At 61.3% G+C, this 17,496-nt stretch carries 18 protein-coding genes; 5 read left to right on the plus strand and 13 right to left on the minus strand.

What is annotated here, in order from left to right; genetic code table 11:
- Positions 1-93: 93 nt before the first annotated feature.
- On the minus strand, positions 94-936 hold the full coding sequence (locus AB0305_RS10790) for a helix-turn-helix transcriptional regulator (protein ID WP_366172897.1): 843 nt from the start codon (positions 934-936) through the stop codon (positions 94-96).
- A gap of 93 nt (positions 937-1,029) precedes the next feature.
- On the opposite strand from AB0305_RS10790, the gene AB0305_RS10795 reads away from it, so the two are divergent.
- Positions 1,030-1,923, plus strand: coding sequence for an SDR family oxidoreductase (locus tag AB0305_RS10795; protein WP_366172899.1), 894 nt, complete (start codon positions 1,030-1,032; stop codon positions 1,921-1,923).
- A 267-nt stretch (positions 1,924-2,190) separates the two neighbouring features.
- On the opposite strand, the gene AB0305_RS10800 is transcribed toward AB0305_RS10795, so the two are convergent.
- The 3 genes from AB0305_RS10800 to AB0305_RS10810 form a co-directional block, all read right to left on the minus strand.
- Positions 2,191-2,451, minus strand: coding sequence for a hypothetical protein (locus AB0305_RS10800; protein ID WP_366172901.1), 261 nt, complete (start codon positions 2,449-2,451; stop codon positions 2,191-2,193).
- A gap of 182 nt (positions 2,452-2,633) precedes the next feature.
- Positions 2,634-2,873 carry a hypothetical protein gene (locus AB0305_RS10805; protein WP_366172903.1) on the minus strand — a complete coding sequence of 80 codons (240 nt, stop codon included), beginning with the start codon at positions 2,871-2,873 and terminating at the stop codon, positions 2,634-2,636.
- A gap of 799 nt (positions 2,874-3,672) precedes the next feature.
- Entirely contained in the window at positions 3,673-4,314 is a 642-nt protein-coding gene (locus tag AB0305_RS10810; RefSeq protein WP_366172905.1) for a (Fe-S)-binding protein, read from the minus strand.
- 35 nt (positions 4,315-4,349) lie between these two features.
- Here AB0305_RS10810 and AB0305_RS10815 point away from each other — a divergent pair, with 35 nt between their 5' ends.
- Both AB0305_RS10815 and AB0305_RS10820 read left to right on the plus strand, forming a co-directional pair.
- Positions 4,350-4,616, plus strand: coding sequence for a TetR-like C-terminal domain-containing protein (locus AB0305_RS10815; protein WP_366172907.1), 267 nt, complete (start codon positions 4,350-4,352; stop codon positions 4,614-4,616).
- 495 nt (positions 4,617-5,111) lie between these two features.
- Positions 5,112-6,041, plus strand: a complete 930-nt coding sequence (locus tag AB0305_RS10820) for a LysR family transcriptional regulator (protein WP_366172909.1) — start codon at positions 5,112-5,114, stop codon at positions 6,039-6,041.
- 199 nt (positions 6,042-6,240) lie between these two features.
- Here the strand turns inward: AB0305_RS10820 and AB0305_RS10825 are convergent, their stop codons facing one another.
- Positions 6,241-7,029 (minus strand): MBL fold metallo-hydrolase, encoded by a 789-nt coding sequence (locus AB0305_RS10825; protein ID WP_366172911.1) that lies wholly within the window; start codon positions 7,027-7,029, stop codon positions 6,241-6,243.
- 53 nt (positions 7,030-7,082) lie between these two features.
- On the opposite strand from AB0305_RS10825, the gene AB0305_RS10830 reads away from it, so the two are divergent.
- Together AB0305_RS10830 and AB0305_RS10835 are read left to right on the plus strand one after the other, a co-directional pair.
- A complete protein-coding gene (locus AB0305_RS10830) occupies positions 7,083-8,090 on the plus strand; it encodes a helix-turn-helix domain-containing protein (protein WP_366172913.1) in 1,008 nt (335 codons plus the stop codon).
- A gap of 182 nt (positions 8,091-8,272) precedes the next feature.
- A complete protein-coding gene (locus tag AB0305_RS10835) occupies positions 8,273-8,680 on the plus strand; it encodes a hypothetical protein (protein ID WP_366172915.1) in 408 nt (135 codons plus the stop codon).
- Positions 8,681-9,572: 892 nt separating this feature from the next.
- Here AB0305_RS10835 and AB0305_RS10840 read toward each other — a convergent pair.
- The 8 genes from AB0305_RS10840 to AB0305_RS10875 form a co-directional block, all read right to left on the minus strand.
- Positions 9,573-10,112, minus strand: coding sequence for a hypothetical protein (locus AB0305_RS10840; RefSeq protein WP_366172917.1), 540 nt, complete (start codon positions 10,110-10,112; stop codon positions 9,573-9,575).
- A 67-nt stretch (positions 10,113-10,179) separates the two neighbouring features.
- On the minus strand, positions 10,180-10,689 hold the full coding sequence (locus AB0305_RS10845) for a spore coat protein U domain-containing protein (RefSeq protein WP_366172919.1): 510 nt from the start codon (positions 10,687-10,689) through the stop codon (positions 10,180-10,182).
- Complete coding sequence (locus tag AB0305_RS10850) at positions 10,686-12,968, minus strand: fimbria/pilus outer membrane usher protein (RefSeq protein ID WP_366172921.1); 2,283 nt, start codon at positions 12,966-12,968, stop codon at positions 10,686-10,688. Before AB0305_RS10850 ends, AB0305_RS10845 begins: the two co-directional genes overlap by 4 nt.
- Positions 12,969-13,017: 49 nt before the next feature.
- The gene (locus tag AB0305_RS10855) at positions 13,018-13,779 is read right to left on the minus strand and encodes a molecular chaperone (RefSeq protein WP_366172923.1); all 762 of its coding nucleotides are present in this window, start codon (positions 13,777-13,779) and stop codon (positions 13,018-13,020) included.
- A gap of 73 nt (positions 13,780-13,852) precedes the next feature.
- Positions 13,853-14,356, minus strand: coding sequence for a spore coat U domain-containing protein (locus AB0305_RS10860; RefSeq protein ID WP_366172925.1), 504 nt, complete (start codon positions 14,354-14,356; stop codon positions 13,853-13,855).
- Between the two features lie 41 nt (positions 14,357-14,397).
- The gene (locus AB0305_RS10865; protein ID WP_366172927.1) at positions 14,398-14,901 is read right to left on the minus strand and encodes a spore coat U domain-containing protein; all 504 of its coding nucleotides are present in this window, start codon (positions 14,899-14,901) and stop codon (positions 14,398-14,400) included.
- 1,070 nt (positions 14,902-15,971) lie between these two features.
- Positions 15,972-16,532, minus strand: coding sequence for a hypothetical protein (locus AB0305_RS10870; RefSeq protein ID WP_366172929.1), 561 nt, complete (start codon positions 16,530-16,532; stop codon positions 15,972-15,974).
- Positions 16,533-16,745: 213 nt separating this feature from the next.
- Positions 16,746-17,156, minus strand: a complete 411-nt coding sequence (locus tag AB0305_RS10875) for a DUF2334 domain-containing protein (RefSeq protein ID WP_366172930.1) — start codon at positions 17,154-17,156, stop codon at positions 16,746-16,748.
- Positions 17,157-17,496: the final 340 nt, after the last annotated feature.

The following is a 17,496-nucleotide window of genomic DNA, read 5'->3' on the forward strand; positions in this document are numbered from 1 at the left end:
CAAGGACAGTAGTTTCGCCAGAGCAACGGCATGCTGAACAGGAGCCAACGATTTCCACGAAATCCGGGCGGTTCAGCATGTTGAGCCGAGACATCAAGAAGACGCGGCAACCAACTTTCTTACACGGGCCGCGTCTGCTTCCGTCTCTGGCGTATAGATCACCATACTCAAGTCCGGTCGCCCATCTACGGAGAACGCTGAATATTCGAGCGATAGCAAACCGACCTTATGGTGATTGATGGTCTTGAGTCCTTCGCCATAGCCGCGCACATCATGTTCGCGCCATAGCGTGGCAAATTCCGGACTGTCCATGCAGAGTTCTTCGACCAGGGAGTGGATCTCTGCGGCGACGCCCGCACCGGCGCGGGCGGCGTCGACGCGAAAAGTAGCGACGGCGAGGCTGGCAGCGCTTTCCCAATCCGGTTGGCGGCTGCGAATGGTGGGGTTGCAGAACAGTAGGCGCAAGACATTGCGCTGCTTGGGTGGCAGGGCGGCGTAGTCCACCAAGACGGCGCTGGCGGCGCGGTTCCAGGCAATGATGTCGCGCGTAAAGGCGCGTACCACCAGAGCGGGACTGAAAGTAAGCGAATCCAGTACGCGTTGCAGAGTTGGGCTGATGCCCTCGCTCGCTTGGTAGCGGGCTTCGGGAGGTCGCCCTTGGGCGAGCAGGAACAGATGTTCGCGTTCAACGTCGGTGAGCAGCAGGGCGCGGGCAATGCGGTTGAGTACCTCGGCGGACGGCGCGCCGCCTCGGCCTTGCTCAAGCCAGGTGTACCAAGTGACGCTGACGTTAGCGCGTTGGGCCACCTCTTCGCGGCGCAGGCCTGGGGTGCGGCGACGGGCCGGCGGGATGCCGAAGGCAGCCGGGTCCAACTTGGCGCGGCGGTCGCGCAGGTAGGCGCCGAGCGGGTTCTCGCCTGTGGCCGTCGTGGTCATCCTGTTAGCTCCTATACCAGTATAAAGTCACTACTTTACCCGTATAAATCATAGGGCAAGAATGCTCCTCAGCTCAACGAGGAGGTTCTTTCCATGCGTATTTTCGTAACCGGTGCAACGGGTTTTATAGGGTCAGCCGTGGTCGACGAACTGCTGGCCGCGGGTCATTCGGTGATCGGAATGACAAGGTCGGAGGCTGGCGCGGCACGTCTGCGTGCTGCCGGTGCGACGGCGCACTTTGCCGATCTGGACGATCTCGACAGCATCTTGCGCGGCGTGCAGCAGGCAGACGCGGTGATCCACACGGCGTTCAACCACGACTTTTCCAAGTTTGCCGAACACTGTGCAAACGACCGCCAGGTGATCGAGGCGATGGGCGAGGCCGTGGCGGCATCCGGCAGGCCGCTGGTGATCACCTCCGGCACCGGCCTGTTTGCATCTAGCGGTGTGCTTACGGAGGAACTGGTGCCGGACATGGATACGGTGCCGTTCCCGCGTGTAGCGACGGAAGTTGCGGCGAAGGGGCTGATGGAGCGCGGCGCGAACGTGTCGGTGGTTCGCCTGCCGCCCTCGGTACACGGCGACGGCGACCACGGCTTTGTGCCGATGCTGATCGCCATGGCGCGCGAGAAAGGCGTGTCGGCCTATATCGGCGAGGGCTTGAACCATTGGCCGGCGGTGCACCGGCTGGATGCCGCGAGAGTCTTCCGGCTGGCTGCCGAGCGAGGCGTCGCGGCCCGCTATCACGCAACCGGCGAAGAGGGGCTACCGTTCCGCGATATCGCCACCGTGATCGGTCGCCGCCTAGGGCTGCCGATCGTCAGCATCACGTCGGAACAAGCAGCCGAGCACTTCGGATGGTTTGCCGGCTTCGCTGCAGTCGATAACAGGGCGTCGAGTCAGCTTACGCGTCAGGTACTGAACTGGGAGCCCAAACAGCCGGGCCTAATTGTGGACCTCGATCGGCCGCAGTATTTCGCTCAATGACGCAAACGGCCGGCCCCTGCCTTAGCAGAAGGCAACGGTCCAGCTTGGTAAGTTGCGCGCGCTGGCAGATATGTGATCGAAACCGCCTCTCAAATGGCTGCTCGACGGAAACGGTGGCCGACAACAACCGGCCGGATGCGGTCGGCGGCCCAGCCGGCAAACGGCCACTGTTGTCGCCCCCCCGAACGAGTCACTGTGCCGATTGCCGTGCCTCGATGATTCGACATTCGTCAGAGCGGCAACTGAGCGACGAACTCCGTTATCGCATCACGCGACCGGAGGGTTTTCTTGTCGCCACTGAAGCGCTCGAAAATAGTTCGGTGGGTAACATACGCGCTTGATCCGGTCCGGGATCGGTAGGTCCTGGACCATTCCTAAGTCGTACCCACCGGGAAGCCAATGAATCAGGTCTAGATCGACATAGGCGGCATCAAAACGGCCAGCGATGCGTTCTGCCAAGCAGCTTTTCCCCGCCCCCGAGTTTTCGATAACGACCGTTCTGGTCAGGTCCATCCAGAGCTCGCTCATGAAGGTCGCCACCTCCAACTATTTATTTTTGGAGAGTATATCGACGGTGAAACGTCACGGCCTCGACTACAAGAGTGGGGACTGTTGCCGACGCTGCTGGCGGTGACTTCAAATGACCATTCCTGGCCTGAGGTGGACGCTGACTGCAGCGCGTTCGCCATCCATGCTGTGACGGCGCTAGGCTAAGCCAGCGGGGCCGGCAGTGCAGTTCCATCCTCAAACGCGCCGAGTTCGGTTCGAGCAATCCTGAACAAGCGCTCGACTTCGACGAAGGGCAAGCCGCTATCGAATAAGGAGACTTCCAGCGAGTTGTTAGCATCGCGCCGGAAGACCTCAGCAACCACCTCTCCACTATCGTTCAGCAGTTCAAGTCCGAGGCCATCGCGCCGGACATCCGATGCAACCTGAAGTCGGCATCCCATTCCCTGTCCTCTTAAACTGTGAGCCATTGCCTTGCGTGGACGAAGCTTCGCTGTGACCGCCTCTCAGAATGGCCGTCATAAAGGTGAGAGTCTTCTTTTGGCCGACAAGGGCCGGCGGAAGCCTCCGTCGACAGCGCATCCCTCTTCACCGTCGACTACTCCCGCGCGAATCGTAGCGCTTGTCGCGCCGGCCGTCGGAGCCCGTTCAGCCCAAGCCTTAGTGCAACAATGAGTGCCGTAAAGCGGATGATGTGATCTGGCTCTCGTGGTGATCTAGTTGCTCTGCTTTGGACTGTTGTCTTGGGAACGAGGCTTTGTCGCTGCTTCGACAAATTCGGCTTTCGCCTTTTCCTACAGTTCCGGGTTTTTTTCAACATGGCTCGAACATGGCTGTCCACCTTTGCAAAAGAACCAACCTGCTTTGCCATCTCGGGGTAATCGTCCTTTTCGTGCAAAATCTGACGGTTTCCTCGCAAAGCCTTTATTCATAAGGCATCCCAGGCAATTCCGACAATTGTCTGCTGCCCCAAGGTGACTTCGGGAGTACGATGTCCGCCCGCGATTTCGGCTCGCGTCACCTGGATGGGGGCGGAAGATGCCGGGCTTGGAATTTCGCTATGTGGGAAAGGACAGTTTGCCCACCCGTATATGGAAATCGCGCAGTGAATTCCGGAGTTCATAACCTACGGGCTTATGATAGGAATTCGCGCTTACCCTTTTCGTGCCCCCGATTGCCCCGCTTCGTGCCTGGCTTCTTTGTTTGCCTGGCCGACTCGAAGTATCGGCTAGGGTACGAAGGTCAGTCCGGGGCGCGCTGTCCGGATTCTTCATTATATAGGTCCAGCAACGCCTCGATGGGATGACGCAGACGCTCCCCTCGCATCCGCTTCACCTGGCAACGGCACGAATAGCCGGTCGCGAGGAGTTCACCATGGCCCGCTTCGCCGGGTCGGGCCTGATCGACATGCCGCGCCCACGAGAGCGCGAAAATATCCGCCGACGTGTCACGGTTGCGCGCTTCATGCCCATACGTGCCCGACATGCCGCAGCGGCCGCTCGCCGGCATCGTCAGACTGAGCCCCGCCTTGGCGAATATCTCTGCCCACAAGCCCGTCGCCGCAGTCGCATTCGTGCGCTCCGTGCAGTGTGGCAAAAGCCTGAACGACGGCTTGACGGCACTCCGAGGCTTCTGGGCCAGTACCGCGTCGCGCAGCCATTCCTGAGGTAGTAGAACGTCGATCTCCGCATTCATCCCTGGAACTTTCCTGTATTCCTGCCTGTACACGAGCGACATCGCCGGATCGATGCCAACCAATGGGACGCCCAATCCCGCGAAAGCCTCAAGCTGCGCGGCGTTGCGCCTTGCCGTCCGCTGGAATTGCGACAGAAGCCCGTGCACGTGCAGAGGCTTGCCGTTTGGACGGAAAGGCATCACGAACACGCGGTATCCGAGCCTCCATCATCTCGACGCGTGCGGTGATTGATTTCGACAGTCCCGGCATACGCGAACGCAACGACCGCTTGCGTACAACCATGCGGCAGTTGATGGAAGCCGCGGCACAGCAAGGGCGCTTGCGCTCCGGCGAGATCGACCGGTACGTGCTCGGACTGCGCGCGCTGGCATATGGACTGGCGCGAATGCACATCGACGGCCAATTCGCGAGCTGGGGACAAAACCCCGACGAGGCCCTCGACGAAAGCCTGCGCGTGCTGGAACTGTTCGTGCGTGTCATACAGGTGTAAAGGAGAAGCTGGCGGCGTGCACAAACCTCAATTCCTGTGACAACCCTGACCTTGTCCGGTAGGTTCGCGACGGGATCGACATGGATTTTTCGACGTGCCCTCGGTTGCCGTTCGGATTGACACCATGACTCCCGATGTCAGGATGAGTCGGCAAACACTCACGTTTTTTTCGCACTAACAGCACTTTCGTGCCTGCGCGTGCGGTGATTCGCCCTGCCCTGCGCTTACTTTTGGCCTGTAGCGCGCTGCCGACCTTGGACGATGTGTACGTGATGCAGGAACGGGATAGAGCAGGTCGCCGTCACATCGGGGGCGGGTAAACACCGTGGCCGTTTCCTGCTATGGCATTGCCGTTAGTCGGCAAGATCGGGCCCATACAGGCGTCCCAGGCTTGAAGGAAAGGGCTCTCGTTGCGTCCTTGACTTTAGGGAATTGATTCCCTCAGTGGAACGCGGACGATAATATCTAAGATCAGCAGAAAGAAGGACGCTCGAAATGAATCTCCGGTTCTTGGAAACCTTTGTTTGGGTAGTGAGACTGCGTAGCTTTAGATTGACGGCAGAAAAACTGTTTACTACGCAGGCATCTGTTTCTTCGCGCATTGCAGCGCTTGAGGAGGAACTAGGCGTACGCTTGTTTGACCGCGACGCGCGTGGTGTGAAACTCACGCCGGACGGATACAAAGTCCTCGAATACGCTGAGCGCATGGTGACAACGCTTCACGAATTGCAGGCGGCCGTTACGCAACACGCCGGGTTCGAGGGGCGCGTTCGGATAGGCGCCATGGATAGTGTGATACACACTTGGCTTAGCCCCTTAATTTCGCGGACTGTAGAGCAATTTCCCGCTTTAGAGATCGAGTTGGTGGCAGACAGCGCCACGCACCTGGTAGAGCAACTACAGAAAGGGACCTTGGATATTGTTTTTCAGACGGAAATCTTGCGACAAGAGAGCATTCGCAATGTCGAACTAGCAAGATATCCAATTCGATGGGTCGTGGCGAGCAACTCTCGGTTGGATCGTCCTTATGCGTCATTGAAGGATTTGGCACAAGAGCGGCTAATCACGTTTGTCAGCAATTCTCGTCCGCACCAAGATTTGTTGAATCTATTGCATTTGAACGGCATTGAGTCACCGCGCATCAATTGCGTCAACTCCATAGCGGCGATGACGAGGCTTGTGGATGATGGATTCGGTGTTGGCGCACTACCTACAGTATTGGTACGGGATAAAATCGACTGTGGGACACTGACTGTGCTCGACATCGAACCGCCATTACCCGCACTTCCAATCGTCGCCTCATGGCGAGTTGGGGCGGGCCTGCAAGCACACGAGACTATCGTGGAGTTGGCGCGCAGCATGGTGTGCGAGTTTTGTAAGATCGCGGGTCCAGTCCACGCACTGTCCGAGGCAGACGGGCGGTAGAGCACCGTATGAAGCAATAAATGAAAAGCCTTTTTGACAACACCGCAGTGCTCACGGCCCATCAGAATGTTCCAAATTTGGCGATCGATTGAGTCTTTCCAAATTCGCGACAGCACCTAGCGTTTGTCGCCCCCCGAAGGCGGGGACCTGGTGACTTTAACGACGCCGGCTTCCCGCCTTCGCGGGAAAGACATCACGCTCAGCTCAGCGTGCTGTGGAATTCCAGTGTCTCACCATCGGCTGGAATGCGTAGTCGCGTTTCGACCCCGGCTTCCCTGACAGCGCGTCTGAGGTCGTCACGCGTCACGGGACAGTGGCTCAGTGCTTCGAGGTGATTCGCAACCACGATGCCGGAAGCCAAACGCGTGAAATCGACAACATCCTCGATACCCATGATGATCTCGCCGCCGAGATCGAAGCGCGCACCGCCTGTGGGTATCACACAGACCTGGGGACGGTGTTGCACAACGAAGTCCCTGACAGTGGGAGTCAGTACAGTATCGCCACTCAAATACAGAGAAGGCTCGCCGGGTGACTCGATCAGGTACCCGACGCCATGCTCCATCAGCCTGCCAATCAGCCCGCGTCCGTGTGTACAACGTACGGTCCGTATCGTGCCACCTAGGAAGGGGCCCGGCTGCTCATGCTCATGATGCAGTGGTTGCGCGTTCAGACCACGCTCGATGAGGTGGCCAGCATCATGCGGCGTGCAGATGACGGGAATCTTCCGGTCGCGCAGCCATTGCTTCGCCGCGCGGTCCAGGTGGTCGAAGTGCCCTCGCTGGCAGTGGGTAATCAGGCAATGCGTCACGGATTCCAGAGCCGGCCAGGCGACGTCGGGAAGCTCGGTCAGCGGATTGCGCCGCCGCGCGCCGGACAGTCGCAGTGGCGGTAGCGCATGTCTGGGCGCAAGCATGGGGTCGATCAGGATGCGGTTGGCGCCGATCTCCACGATGATGGTGGCATTGCGTAGTTGTTGGATTTTCATGAACACGTCTCCCGGATACGCATTCATTGTGCTGAGGTTCATCGGCTGCCAGAATGGCACGATCAGACATATTTAATTCATTTTATGCCATGCCTCCACCGCTTCGGATTGGCTTGCTTCTCTATCCGCATTGCATGCCGGCGGGCTTGCTGGCCTTCTCCGATCTACTCCATGCGGCCAACCGCCGTGCAGGGAGAGCGGTCTTTGAGTTGCGCTATGTTTCGCTGCAACCTGCTGAGGTCGTTTGCCAACAAGGGCTCTCTCTACATGCCACGCATGCATTGGAGAAAACCGCGCTCGACGCTGTGTTGGTGCCGGGTTTCTGGGCTGAGTCGGCTACGCAGATAGAAGACGTGCTCGGCGCGAGTGCTGCGTTGATCAGAGCACTGGCGATGTTTGGCCGTAGCAAGCGGCTCTGGGGCTATTGCACCGGCGTCTGCCTGCTGGCCGCCAGCGGCAAGTTGAACGGCCAGCCCGCCACAGTGACATGGTGGGCGGCAGAAGCCATGGAAAGACACTATGGCAAGGTCCGATGGCAGGTCGAGCGGAGTTGCATCGTCAACACGCGCACGGCAACGGCTTCTGGCGTAAGCGGCTATCTCCCTATCGCCCAGGAGCTCATCAAGCAACACGTAAGCGATGAGGCCTTGCATGACCTGATTACGCTGATGGTGCTTCCGCGTCCGGCCCCGACGCACGAGGCGTTCCGGGCGATGAGTCTGATGGAACAGGCCAGCCCGATGCTGCGCCGGCTGCACGACTTGGTTGGGCGGCTTCCGGCAGAATCGATCACCGTAACGTGCCTGGCAGAAGCACTTGGCATGTCAGCGCGCACATTGGCGCGCAAGGTCGTTGGCGAGACTGGCGTCACGATCGCCGAGTATGCGCGCCGGGTAAAGTTGAACCAGGTCAGCGAGCGCCTCGTGTTGACATCCATGCCGGTCAGTACCATCAGCGCGGACCTCGGATTCAGTAGCGACTCGAATATGCGTCGTATGTTCAAGGTCCTGACGTCGATGACCCCCGTCGAGTTTCGCAGGAAGTATTCGCGCCAATCGTGAGGAAACTGACACACGTAAAACATGGAGTGGCTCGCCTTACCTTGATGCTGGACCACAGACTGCCACGGCTTCTGCCGAGTCTCGGCCTCCTACGAGATGCATTGCTTCCAGTTGGCGAACGCGTTGGGAGACTGTGGCCGGGCTGGTACCGAATCCTGCTGACCCCTAGCGAGGAATCCTTCTTGCAGTTTGGCCAGTTGTTGAGCACGTGCCGAACGAAAGCAGACTGGTATGAAGCGATGAACATGCTTGGTATCGAGAATGCGCCGCAACTTGACGCCGAGGATTCGATACGCTTCTGGGCATCGAAGCTTGGCAGCATCGGTCACCCTGCAGCGAAGTTCTTCGCCGGTGATTCGCATGCTGAGGACAACGGAGCCGATGATCCGAACGCCGGCTCCGTCAGCGGCGAGTTGGCGAGCGCGTTTCTTTCGCAGCTTGAGCAACTCGGCGAAGCGTTCTTCATCAACCTGTTTCCTCATGAGGGGCCGTACGGTGTCGGCCATGCCTGGCTGTACGAGCCGCTTTGCGTTTTCTTGCGGGAAGCTCGCCTCCAGGGCAATGCCGTCATGATTCTGTGGGAAGACTAGGGACTGTCTGCATTTGCTGAGATGTGTTTACATCCTGTATCTCTTCACGAGCCGAATAGGATGGTCCGAACACTACTGAGTGACGAGGCCGTTCGGGCCATGCCCATACGGGTTCAGTGCTTTCTTTAGCTGATGCTATCAGTGCAGGTCCAGGCGCCGCATCCTATTCCCGACAGTTGCCGATTCGCGTGGAGTTTCGCGGCCACGAGAGCATCGCAGTCAAATCACCTGCGGCGCTCGTTGCTGGCCTTGCGTGTGCGAAAGCCACGTTCCGGCAGCGGAACCTCTACTGTCAGTTCGACTTGGACCGCTTGCCAGCAGACGAACTGGAGAGGTTAGAGGTAAAAGCCGAGAACCTTGGGGACTACATCCTCGCGGGCCACTTGCTGCGAGATGTCGACGCAGTCTGGTCCGAGTAGCTCATCCCTAAACTCATCCCATCCGGGCTCCATCGCTGACTTCGCGTGCGGCCGCGCGCCGTCAGGGCGCGCTGGCCCCTGTCATCGGCTGTGCTCGCCAAGGAGGCACGATCAGAAGCGAAGGAGCATGACCGACAGGCGACAGCCTGACTGCCTTCTTGAAGGCTGCGAACAATGTCAGCGATGCGGGCATGTACGTTCGCGGTGGGGCGAGCTGCCTGACACCCAGTCAGGCTTGAGATTGTCTCCATCGAGCACAACAGCGGCCAGGTTGGGCTAGGCAAAGCAGGCAAGTGGTTCTATTCTGCTGAGGAGAGTCCGTCTGCCGGAAATGCGCATGTCTGAATGTCCGTGAATCCGCTCAACCCGAGAGGCGGACCCGCGTGCTGTTCCGCTCGGCTGGAATGGCACATTCGATTCGAGCATGGCCAAGGCCATGCGCACAACCCAGCGCGCTTGCGTGGCTCTGTTGATCAGTTCGGCTGGCTCAGGATCGTCAACGGCCAGGCATAGGTTCCGTCCTTCAGCTTGTTGACCAGGTTGAAGCGGTACGTGAGGGACAAACTGGCCGTCGGCCCCGGGAAGGTCATCGTGACCTTGCCGCCGGTGGCTGGGAGCGTGACCGTCGTCCCCAGTCCAAAGACCTGGATCGACTTGAACAGCGCCTGCTGGGCAGGTGCAACCTGGAACACCAGCGTGTAGCCCGCGCGGTCGTTGGTGTGGATCGTCAACTGCGTACCGCTGGCATTGCTGGTGTTCGGCACGTTCACGTAGCCCAGGTTGACGTCTTTGTTGGCAATGACGAGCTGGTTCGGCTGTGTCGCGGTCAGATGCGCGTAAGGCTGCACGGTGGTGCCGACGGCGATATGGTTCGTGGCGGTCTTGGCAAGTGCCGGGGCGACTGGTGCCGCCAGCCATGTGAGCGCGAGCACGAGGCCAAAGAGGCGGAGCAAGGCCGTCTTGCCGATCGGTTGCAGGTACGGGCTGGCGGGGCGGATAACGGTCCGTTTCATGATGTTCCTTCCTTTCAAACTGCATGCGTTCTGGGCACTCGACTGGGCCGGCGAGGCGCGCACTGCGTCATTGATAGGTCAACGTGACCGTGATCGGCACCGTGGTCGTATAGCTGCCTGGCACCACGTTCTGTCCGCCGTTGATCTTGCCGTAGATGGTGAGGTTGACGGTGCCCACCTGCTTGGTCACCGTCCCTGAGAGCGTGGCCGTTCCATCACCATTCCCGTCGCCCCAGATGCTGGTGTCGGCGGAGGTGGTGTACAGGTTGTACGTAATGACATTGCTGCCATTGAGCACCTGCCGGTTGGCATAGGCGCCGGAGCCGACGCTGGCCGAGAGTGTGTAATTGATCGACGAGGCGCCGCCCCAGGCACCGCAAGTAATGGTGACGGTCGTGGTGCCGGTGAGATTGCTGGTGGTGTTGTAGGCCCCGAAGCTGAGCGCGTTGGCGGTGACGCTGCAACTGACGGCCAGCGCGCTGGGCGCCCATAGCGCCAGGGTGGCTAGCGCCGCGCCGGCCAGCAGGGCCCGGGCAGATGCGCGCCGCGGCCGCATCGCGTTTGAAAAGCGTGTCATGGTTGGACTCCCTTGCAAACAAAGATGCCGAGATCGGGCAACGGTTCGGTGCCCGGGGCGAACGGTACGGTGATATCGCACGACTTTCCAAGCCAGCTCGCATGCAGACGGTTTTGCGCCGCCAGGCCGGTGAGGTAGACCACACCGTCGTTGCCGACCGGAAACGCCTCTTTCTGCCCGGCGATCTGCACAGTGGCGCCGGCGGGCAGGTCGCTGCCGTTCTCCAGCTTCAGCGTCAGCAGCGCGTCGCGCGCATGCGTGACCGGAAATTCCAGCACCATGCCGCTGCGGAAATACGGCACGGCCTCCAGTGACAGACTCCCCACCTTGGCGTCGAAAGGCAGGTCGAGCTGCTCCAACGAAATCGCATTCTTTTCGTACGCGCGCAGCCGGGGGATGAGCGCGTCGCCGCCAGGGTTGGTCTTGGCGACCAACTGGTTGTCGGCGTAGATCCGCACGTTGGGGAAATCGGGCACCTTGACCACTGCAAAGCTGTCGGTGATGCGGCGGCTCGGATGCAGGCCGTCCAGCACCGCGATGCCGCCCGAGACGCCCATCCGCACACCCGCCTGCCCGCGGTCGCCGGCCGCTTCCAGCAGGTAGGTGCCGGCGCGGTTCTGCGCGTTCAGAGCGACGTCCCACGTGCCGAGCTGGCTGGCGCGCGCGCTGTAGCCGAAGCCGTCGCCGGGCGGCAGTCCCTGTTGCACTTGCGCCTGAACATCGGTACGGCCCTGTTGCTGGGTCAGGTTGACTGAGGTGGTCGTGCGCTCGCCCAGTGGCAGCGTCCAGTTCAGGCCGACGATCAGGCCGCCGGGCTGATGCAGCGTCTTGGAGACGGCCAGGCTGATGAAACCGAAGCGCCCCAGTTGTGTGCCGTAGCTGGCCGAGGCAAGTTGGGTCGGGTGGCCGTCGCGGTTGTCCAGATAGACATAGGCCAGCCCCAGCGAGCCAGTGCCCGGCAGTGCCATGCCGACATTCACACTGCTCAGCAGGCGCGGTGCAGGCATGCCCGGCTCGAGCCCGAGCTGCGTGAAGCGGGGGCTGGCGAGCTGCGTGTGCACGCCCAGGCTGACCGGGCTGGCTTGCCGCTCGAAGCCGAGGGAGATGAGACCGCCATTGCCTTGCCGCCCACGGCTCGCGGCGGCTGCCACGCTGAACACGCCGACCGATGGCGCCAGCATCACCGTGCCGAGGCCGACGGTCTGCCGTTCGAGCTGCGCTTCCGCGTGGACTTCACCCGTCAGCCATTCGGTGAATCCGAAGCGGTGGGTCGCGGCGGCGAAGGCGCGTCCGTAGTCGTTGCTGTCGGTGCCGAAGTTCCTGCGTTCGGCCCCGGCTTCATACGAGAAATCGTGCAATCCCTTGGCGAGCAGGCTGGCGCTCGCATAGAACGGCACGCTGATGACCTGTTCGCGCCCCAGCAGGTCTCGCACGACAACGCGCACGTCGCCCTGGCCCGTCACCACAGGCACGTTGGTGATCGAGAACGGCCCCGGGGCGACCTCCTTGCGCGAACTCAGCACGTTGTTGACGTAGACATCTACGGTGGAGGGCAAAGCGGCCTGTCCGCCGATGCTCTGTAGCGGCAGTGCGACAAAGCCGGGCTGGACGGCGAAGTTGGTGCCGTACTGGATGCCGCCGAAGCGCACGCTGCGGCCCCACGCGCCGGCGCGGCTGATCGCATCGCCCAGCCGCACGCTGGTGAGGCGGTCGGGGAGGTCCTTGGTCCAGGTGGTTTCCAACCGGATGAGGCGGCGGTCGCTGTCGCCGGTGCTGCCGCTGTTGGCGACGAAGCTGGCGACACCCACGCCAAAACCGTTGAAGACGCCGGCCTCGAACAGTCCGGAGGAACGCGTCTGGCCGGTGGCGTGCTCTGCCAGCAAGTCGTAGTTGAGGAAGCCGCCGAGGCCAGGTTTGACGACGAGCGTGGCGGGCTTGTTTGTCTCGTCGAAGGTGTTGGGCAGAAATGCCTGCGCCGGGGCTGTGACCGTCACGGTCAGACGCGTCTCGTCGAGCTGGTACGACAGCCCTGTGATGGCCTTGAGCGGGTAGAACGGCTCGTTGTTGTGGGTGAGCGGTGTTACTTCCGGCTGGCGCAGGCGCCAGCGCTTCAGGTCCTCCGCCGTGGCGTACAGGTCTCCGCCCTTGCCCTTGAGCAGCAGCACGGTGTCATCCATGCCCTGCTGGTTGAGGTCGAACTGCAGCAGAAGCTCGGCGATATCGCCGGCGGCGATGAGGCCGGACCTCTGCGGGCTCGGCGCGTCGTTTGCGAGTGTCATGCCTGCTCCCGATAGGGCGGTGGCCACGATCGCCAAGGCGGTGATCGCCTTAGCGGGTTTCGGGCGCCAGGGCTGAATCGATGTCGCCGGCATCGGAGTACGCCTTTAGATGCAGCGCGCCGCCATTGAGCGCCGGTGCGCCGGGGCTGCGCTTGAGTAGCAGGCGCCGCGTTTGCCCGGGCAAGACATAGGCGAATTCGGGATACGTACCGACCGGCTTTTCGACACCGGCTGCCGTGACGACGAGGTTGGCCACCTGTGCGTGCGCCGTGCCATCGTTGGTGACGGCGAGTGCCATTGCGCCGTCCGGCTGCGGCTCCGCGCGCCACTTGAGTTGCGGCGCGGTGGGCGCGCGCGGTTTGGCAAACACAGGCAGGCGCATTTCGAGCGCGATCTGCACACCGGCAAAACCCGGCTTGGGTGGCGGCGGCACTTCACGCAGGAAGAGGCGGTAGCACACTTCGCGATCATCGGCGGGCGGGTGGCGCAAGCCGACGCGGATGACCTGCGTGGCGCCCGGCGCCAGCGTAAAGATCGGCGGCGTGGCCAGCAGGTCCTGTGCTGGGGCGTAGGTGTCTTCGCCGCCGTTTTGCGTCCACGCTACGGTGCGCAGTTCGACCACCACGGGCTCGTCGGTCATCTCGTTCTTGACCGTCAGCGCGGCGCTGGGGCGTTGCTGTGAGAGCTCGACCCGAACCGGGGTCACGGTGAAGTTCGCGGCGTGTGTGAGCGTGAACGCCAGGGCGAGGGCGACGCCGGCCACCCCCGTGGTGAGCCGGCGCATGTGTTCTCGGATGGGCAGGATTGACATGGTTCCTCCGCCAGTTCGGATGTTTGGCAAAGCCACGCTCGGACCCGGACGGGTGCCCGGGCCCGGGGCGGCTTCAGTACGTCACCGTCACCGTCACGGTGTCGGCGTAGTTGCCCGGCACGGTGTTCGGCTGGCTTGGGATCAGGCCATAGACGGTCTTGGTGATGGCGTTGCCGGCAGCCATGCCCGCCCCCGTGCCCGCCACGGTGTTGGTGCTTACCGTGTTACCCCAGACCGAGGTGTGCCCCGAGTCCTGGTAGAGCGAGTACGTGAGCGTGTTGGCGCCGCTGGTCATCACACGGCTCGCTACCGTGGCGCCGGTACCGGTGCCGGCATTCAGACCGATGTTGAACGGCGTGGTGTTGGTGCAGTTCACGCTGATCGACGAGGTCGACGCCTGGGCGCCCTGGCTTGGGTCGTAGGCTGCGAAGGTCAATGCGCTGGCCGAATTGATGACGCAGGTGGCGTTGACAGTGGTCGAGACGCTGAAGGTCGTGGTGGTGGTCGCGGCCGAGACCGCCGCCGCCGTCAGACCCAGCGCCATGGCCACGAAGGCTCTGATGGCAGGTGTTTGCATGATGGTCCCCCCAAAGGACGTGGTTTTCCTTGATGGTCAGCTCAGTACGTCACCGTTACCGTCACGGTGTCGGCGTAGCTGCCCGGCACGGTGTTCGGCTGGCTCGGGATCAGGCCGTAGACCGTCTTGGTGATGGCGTTGGCGGGCGCCATGCCCGCACCCGTGGCCGCCACGGTGTTGGTGCCCACCGTGTTGCCCCAGACGGAGGTGTGCCCCGAATCCTGGAAGAGCGAATAGGTAAGCGTGTTGCTGCCGCTGGTCATGACACGGCTGGCCACCGTGGCACCGGTTCCGGCGCCGGCATCGAGGCTGATGTTGAACGGCGTGGTGTTGCTGCAGTTCACGCTGATCGACGAGGTTGACGCCTGTGCGCCCTGGCTCGGGTCGAAGGCGGCGAAGGTCAACGCGCTGGCCGAATTGATGATGCAGATGGCATTAACCGTGGTCGACACGCCAAATGACGAGCTGGTCGATGCGGCCGATGCCACTGCCGCAGCCGAGCAAAGTGCGGCGGCCAGGGCGGTCTTGAGTACAAGTGTTTTCATGTCGGAACTCCTTGAAAAATCGTCTCGGCGCCCGGCCGGTCATGCACGAGAAAGGCGGGCAACCCAACTGGAAACAGGATGTGTGCTGGTTCGCGGTGGTTGGCCTCCTCTCGATGTTGGATGCACGGTCGGCACGCGCCTGGAAGAATGCGCGCGAACGCTCCCCGCGTGCTGTGCGCCCGTGGCGGTACAGCACGTGGTTGATGCGCGGTTGGCGCAGCGGCTACGACGTGGGATGCGGATGAATGCGCGCGGGCTCAGCGAAGTTGCGGAGCCAGGCCCGGCTAGGCCTTCGTGCTGACGATGGCGTTGACATGGTGACTCCCCCGGTGTTGCTTTAGGTATGACAGCCGGCGATATCGTGATGGTGGTTTGTCGGCGTCCAGTTGCAATGGCCGCCGCCGATTCCTGCCGGCTATTTTTCTATCTGGCAATCGTGCTTCGTTGCCATGCCAGCCACTGAGCAATATGCAGGCCATGTGCCCGAATGCTTGGATTCACCGAGGTTTGTATGACATGGACAGCCGGCCGGACGCAACAGTGGTCCCAATTTGTCTCAGGCTTGAAACAGTTGACGTTACCGCCCGCTGCGTTGGGCCGTGAGCAAAACTAATCGCTGGCCGCCTGTCCATTCTGGGCAAGGGTCTGCAGGGTGCATACCCGTGAGGGTGGGCGGCCGCCTTTGCGGCAAGCGCGTCAGGATTGTTCCGGTGATGAAACGCTTATTCGTGTTTAGCTTCTCGCCGACCTCCAGCCGGATTCGAGCCAAGGTTAGCTGGGGTAACTGGAACCTGGGAGCGCGTGGTTCTTTGGGCGTATGAAGCGCTGCGGGAACTGAGACGATCGATTGGGCGTGGGGCGACGAATCGAGCCGCACTGTATGGGAATACCTTCGCCCGCAATGAGGTAAAGCCGCTGCGGGATCGGCTGTTGGAGGTCAATGAGTAGCGGGCGAGGGAGGCGAAGTATGGCGCCAAACGCTTGAAATAGACGTGCACTGTACGTTCCCCTCCATGCAGCGGAGGGCGTTGTCGGTCAATTGAACTATGTCGGTATGTGGCTCCGAGTTTCTATTCTTCCGGAAAACGCGTGTCGGAAAACGGGGGAGCCATGGCCGAGCGCTCGTGAACCACGCCGGCACTTTCGCCTATGTGGTCAGCGGCGTGGACAACACTGTCACCGCATACAGCATTGATGGCACCACCGGCAAGCTGACCGCCGTGACGAACGGCTCGGCGGCCACCGGCAATATCCCGCGCGGGATGGCGGTTGTGGCGGTGCCCTGAGACCAGCCAGGCCAGCTGCACCGCACGAGGTTTCACGGACCGAGAGTCAACCACCACCCGTCCTTTGGTGTCGATCACCAACATAGAGCCCAGGTTTTTGGCGTTCGACGAGCGGTCAAACAGTACAAGTTGACGCATCGCCGGCGGAAGCGCCATCACCTCCGGCGAGTCCACCCCATCAATCACGGCCTGCAGCGATTGGTCGTATATCTCGATGCTTCGCGCGATGTCTCGCTCGAGGATCAAGGCAATGTTTCCGGCCAACTCCCGCGCGCGCCCAAGCGCGTCTTGCCGCATTTCGTATAGAGCCGCGCCGGTAAGTCCGCCGATGGCGGAGACCAGCAAGCAGGCCCCGGCTACTATGACAGAAGGGCTTTTGAACGGTGCGGAGACAAGTCGGCGAAACGGCATACCGACATTTTCCAGCAGTTCAATTGTCGCGTACAGCGCCTCTAATTTTTCCGCCTAGGCGCGACCGGCAGGCGCCGGCCTGCTCATGCGAATGTGCTTTCCCACCACCGCTCCTGAGAGCGATGGCGGAAGGCCGCTAGACGCCGGCTATTGCACCGTGCTGGCATCCGCCCAGGTATAGCCCAGGGAAGTAATGCCAGCGATGATGCTCTGGAAATCCGTGAAGCCTGGCGTGCCGACGTCTGGCTCGAGCCAGGACGGGTGGAAGAAGAACGAGGCAAAGCCGTCGCGAACAACTTGCGCGTACGTCGCGTTGGTCAGGATGTCCTGCGCGGTGTACGTGAGGCACGAAGACGGATCGACATTGCAGATGTTGTATTCCACGTTGCCGAGATTCTCCGGAATCACGCGCTGGCCGTAATAGTCACTGTTGATAATGTACGGGAAGAACTGGCCCACCGAGAAGTCATGGCCGGGCGTTGCGGCGTTCAGCGTCTGCGGGTTGTCAGACGTGTAGTACACCACGCGCTGGTACGTGTTCTTGAAGTACTGCGGCACCGCCAACGGCCGGCCCCTGCCTTAGCAGAAGGCAACGGTCCAGCTTGGTAACACTGTGCCGATTGCCGTGCCTCGATGATTCGACATTCGTCAGAGCGGCAACTGAGCGACGAACTCCGTTATCGCATCACGCGACCGGAGGGTTTTCTTGTCGCCACTGAAGCGCTCGAAAATAGTTCGGTGGGTAACATACGCGCTTGATCCGGTCCGGGATCGGTAGGTCCTGGACCATTCCTAAGTCGTACTGTTGATTTGCACGGAATCCTGACCCAGGATTTGCATCGAAAACTGACCCACCCCAAAGGCGGTTAGGTGTCGCTTTGTGCGGGTTGTTTGGCGG

The organism is Arthrobacter sp. NPDC080086, from assembly GCF_040702285.1.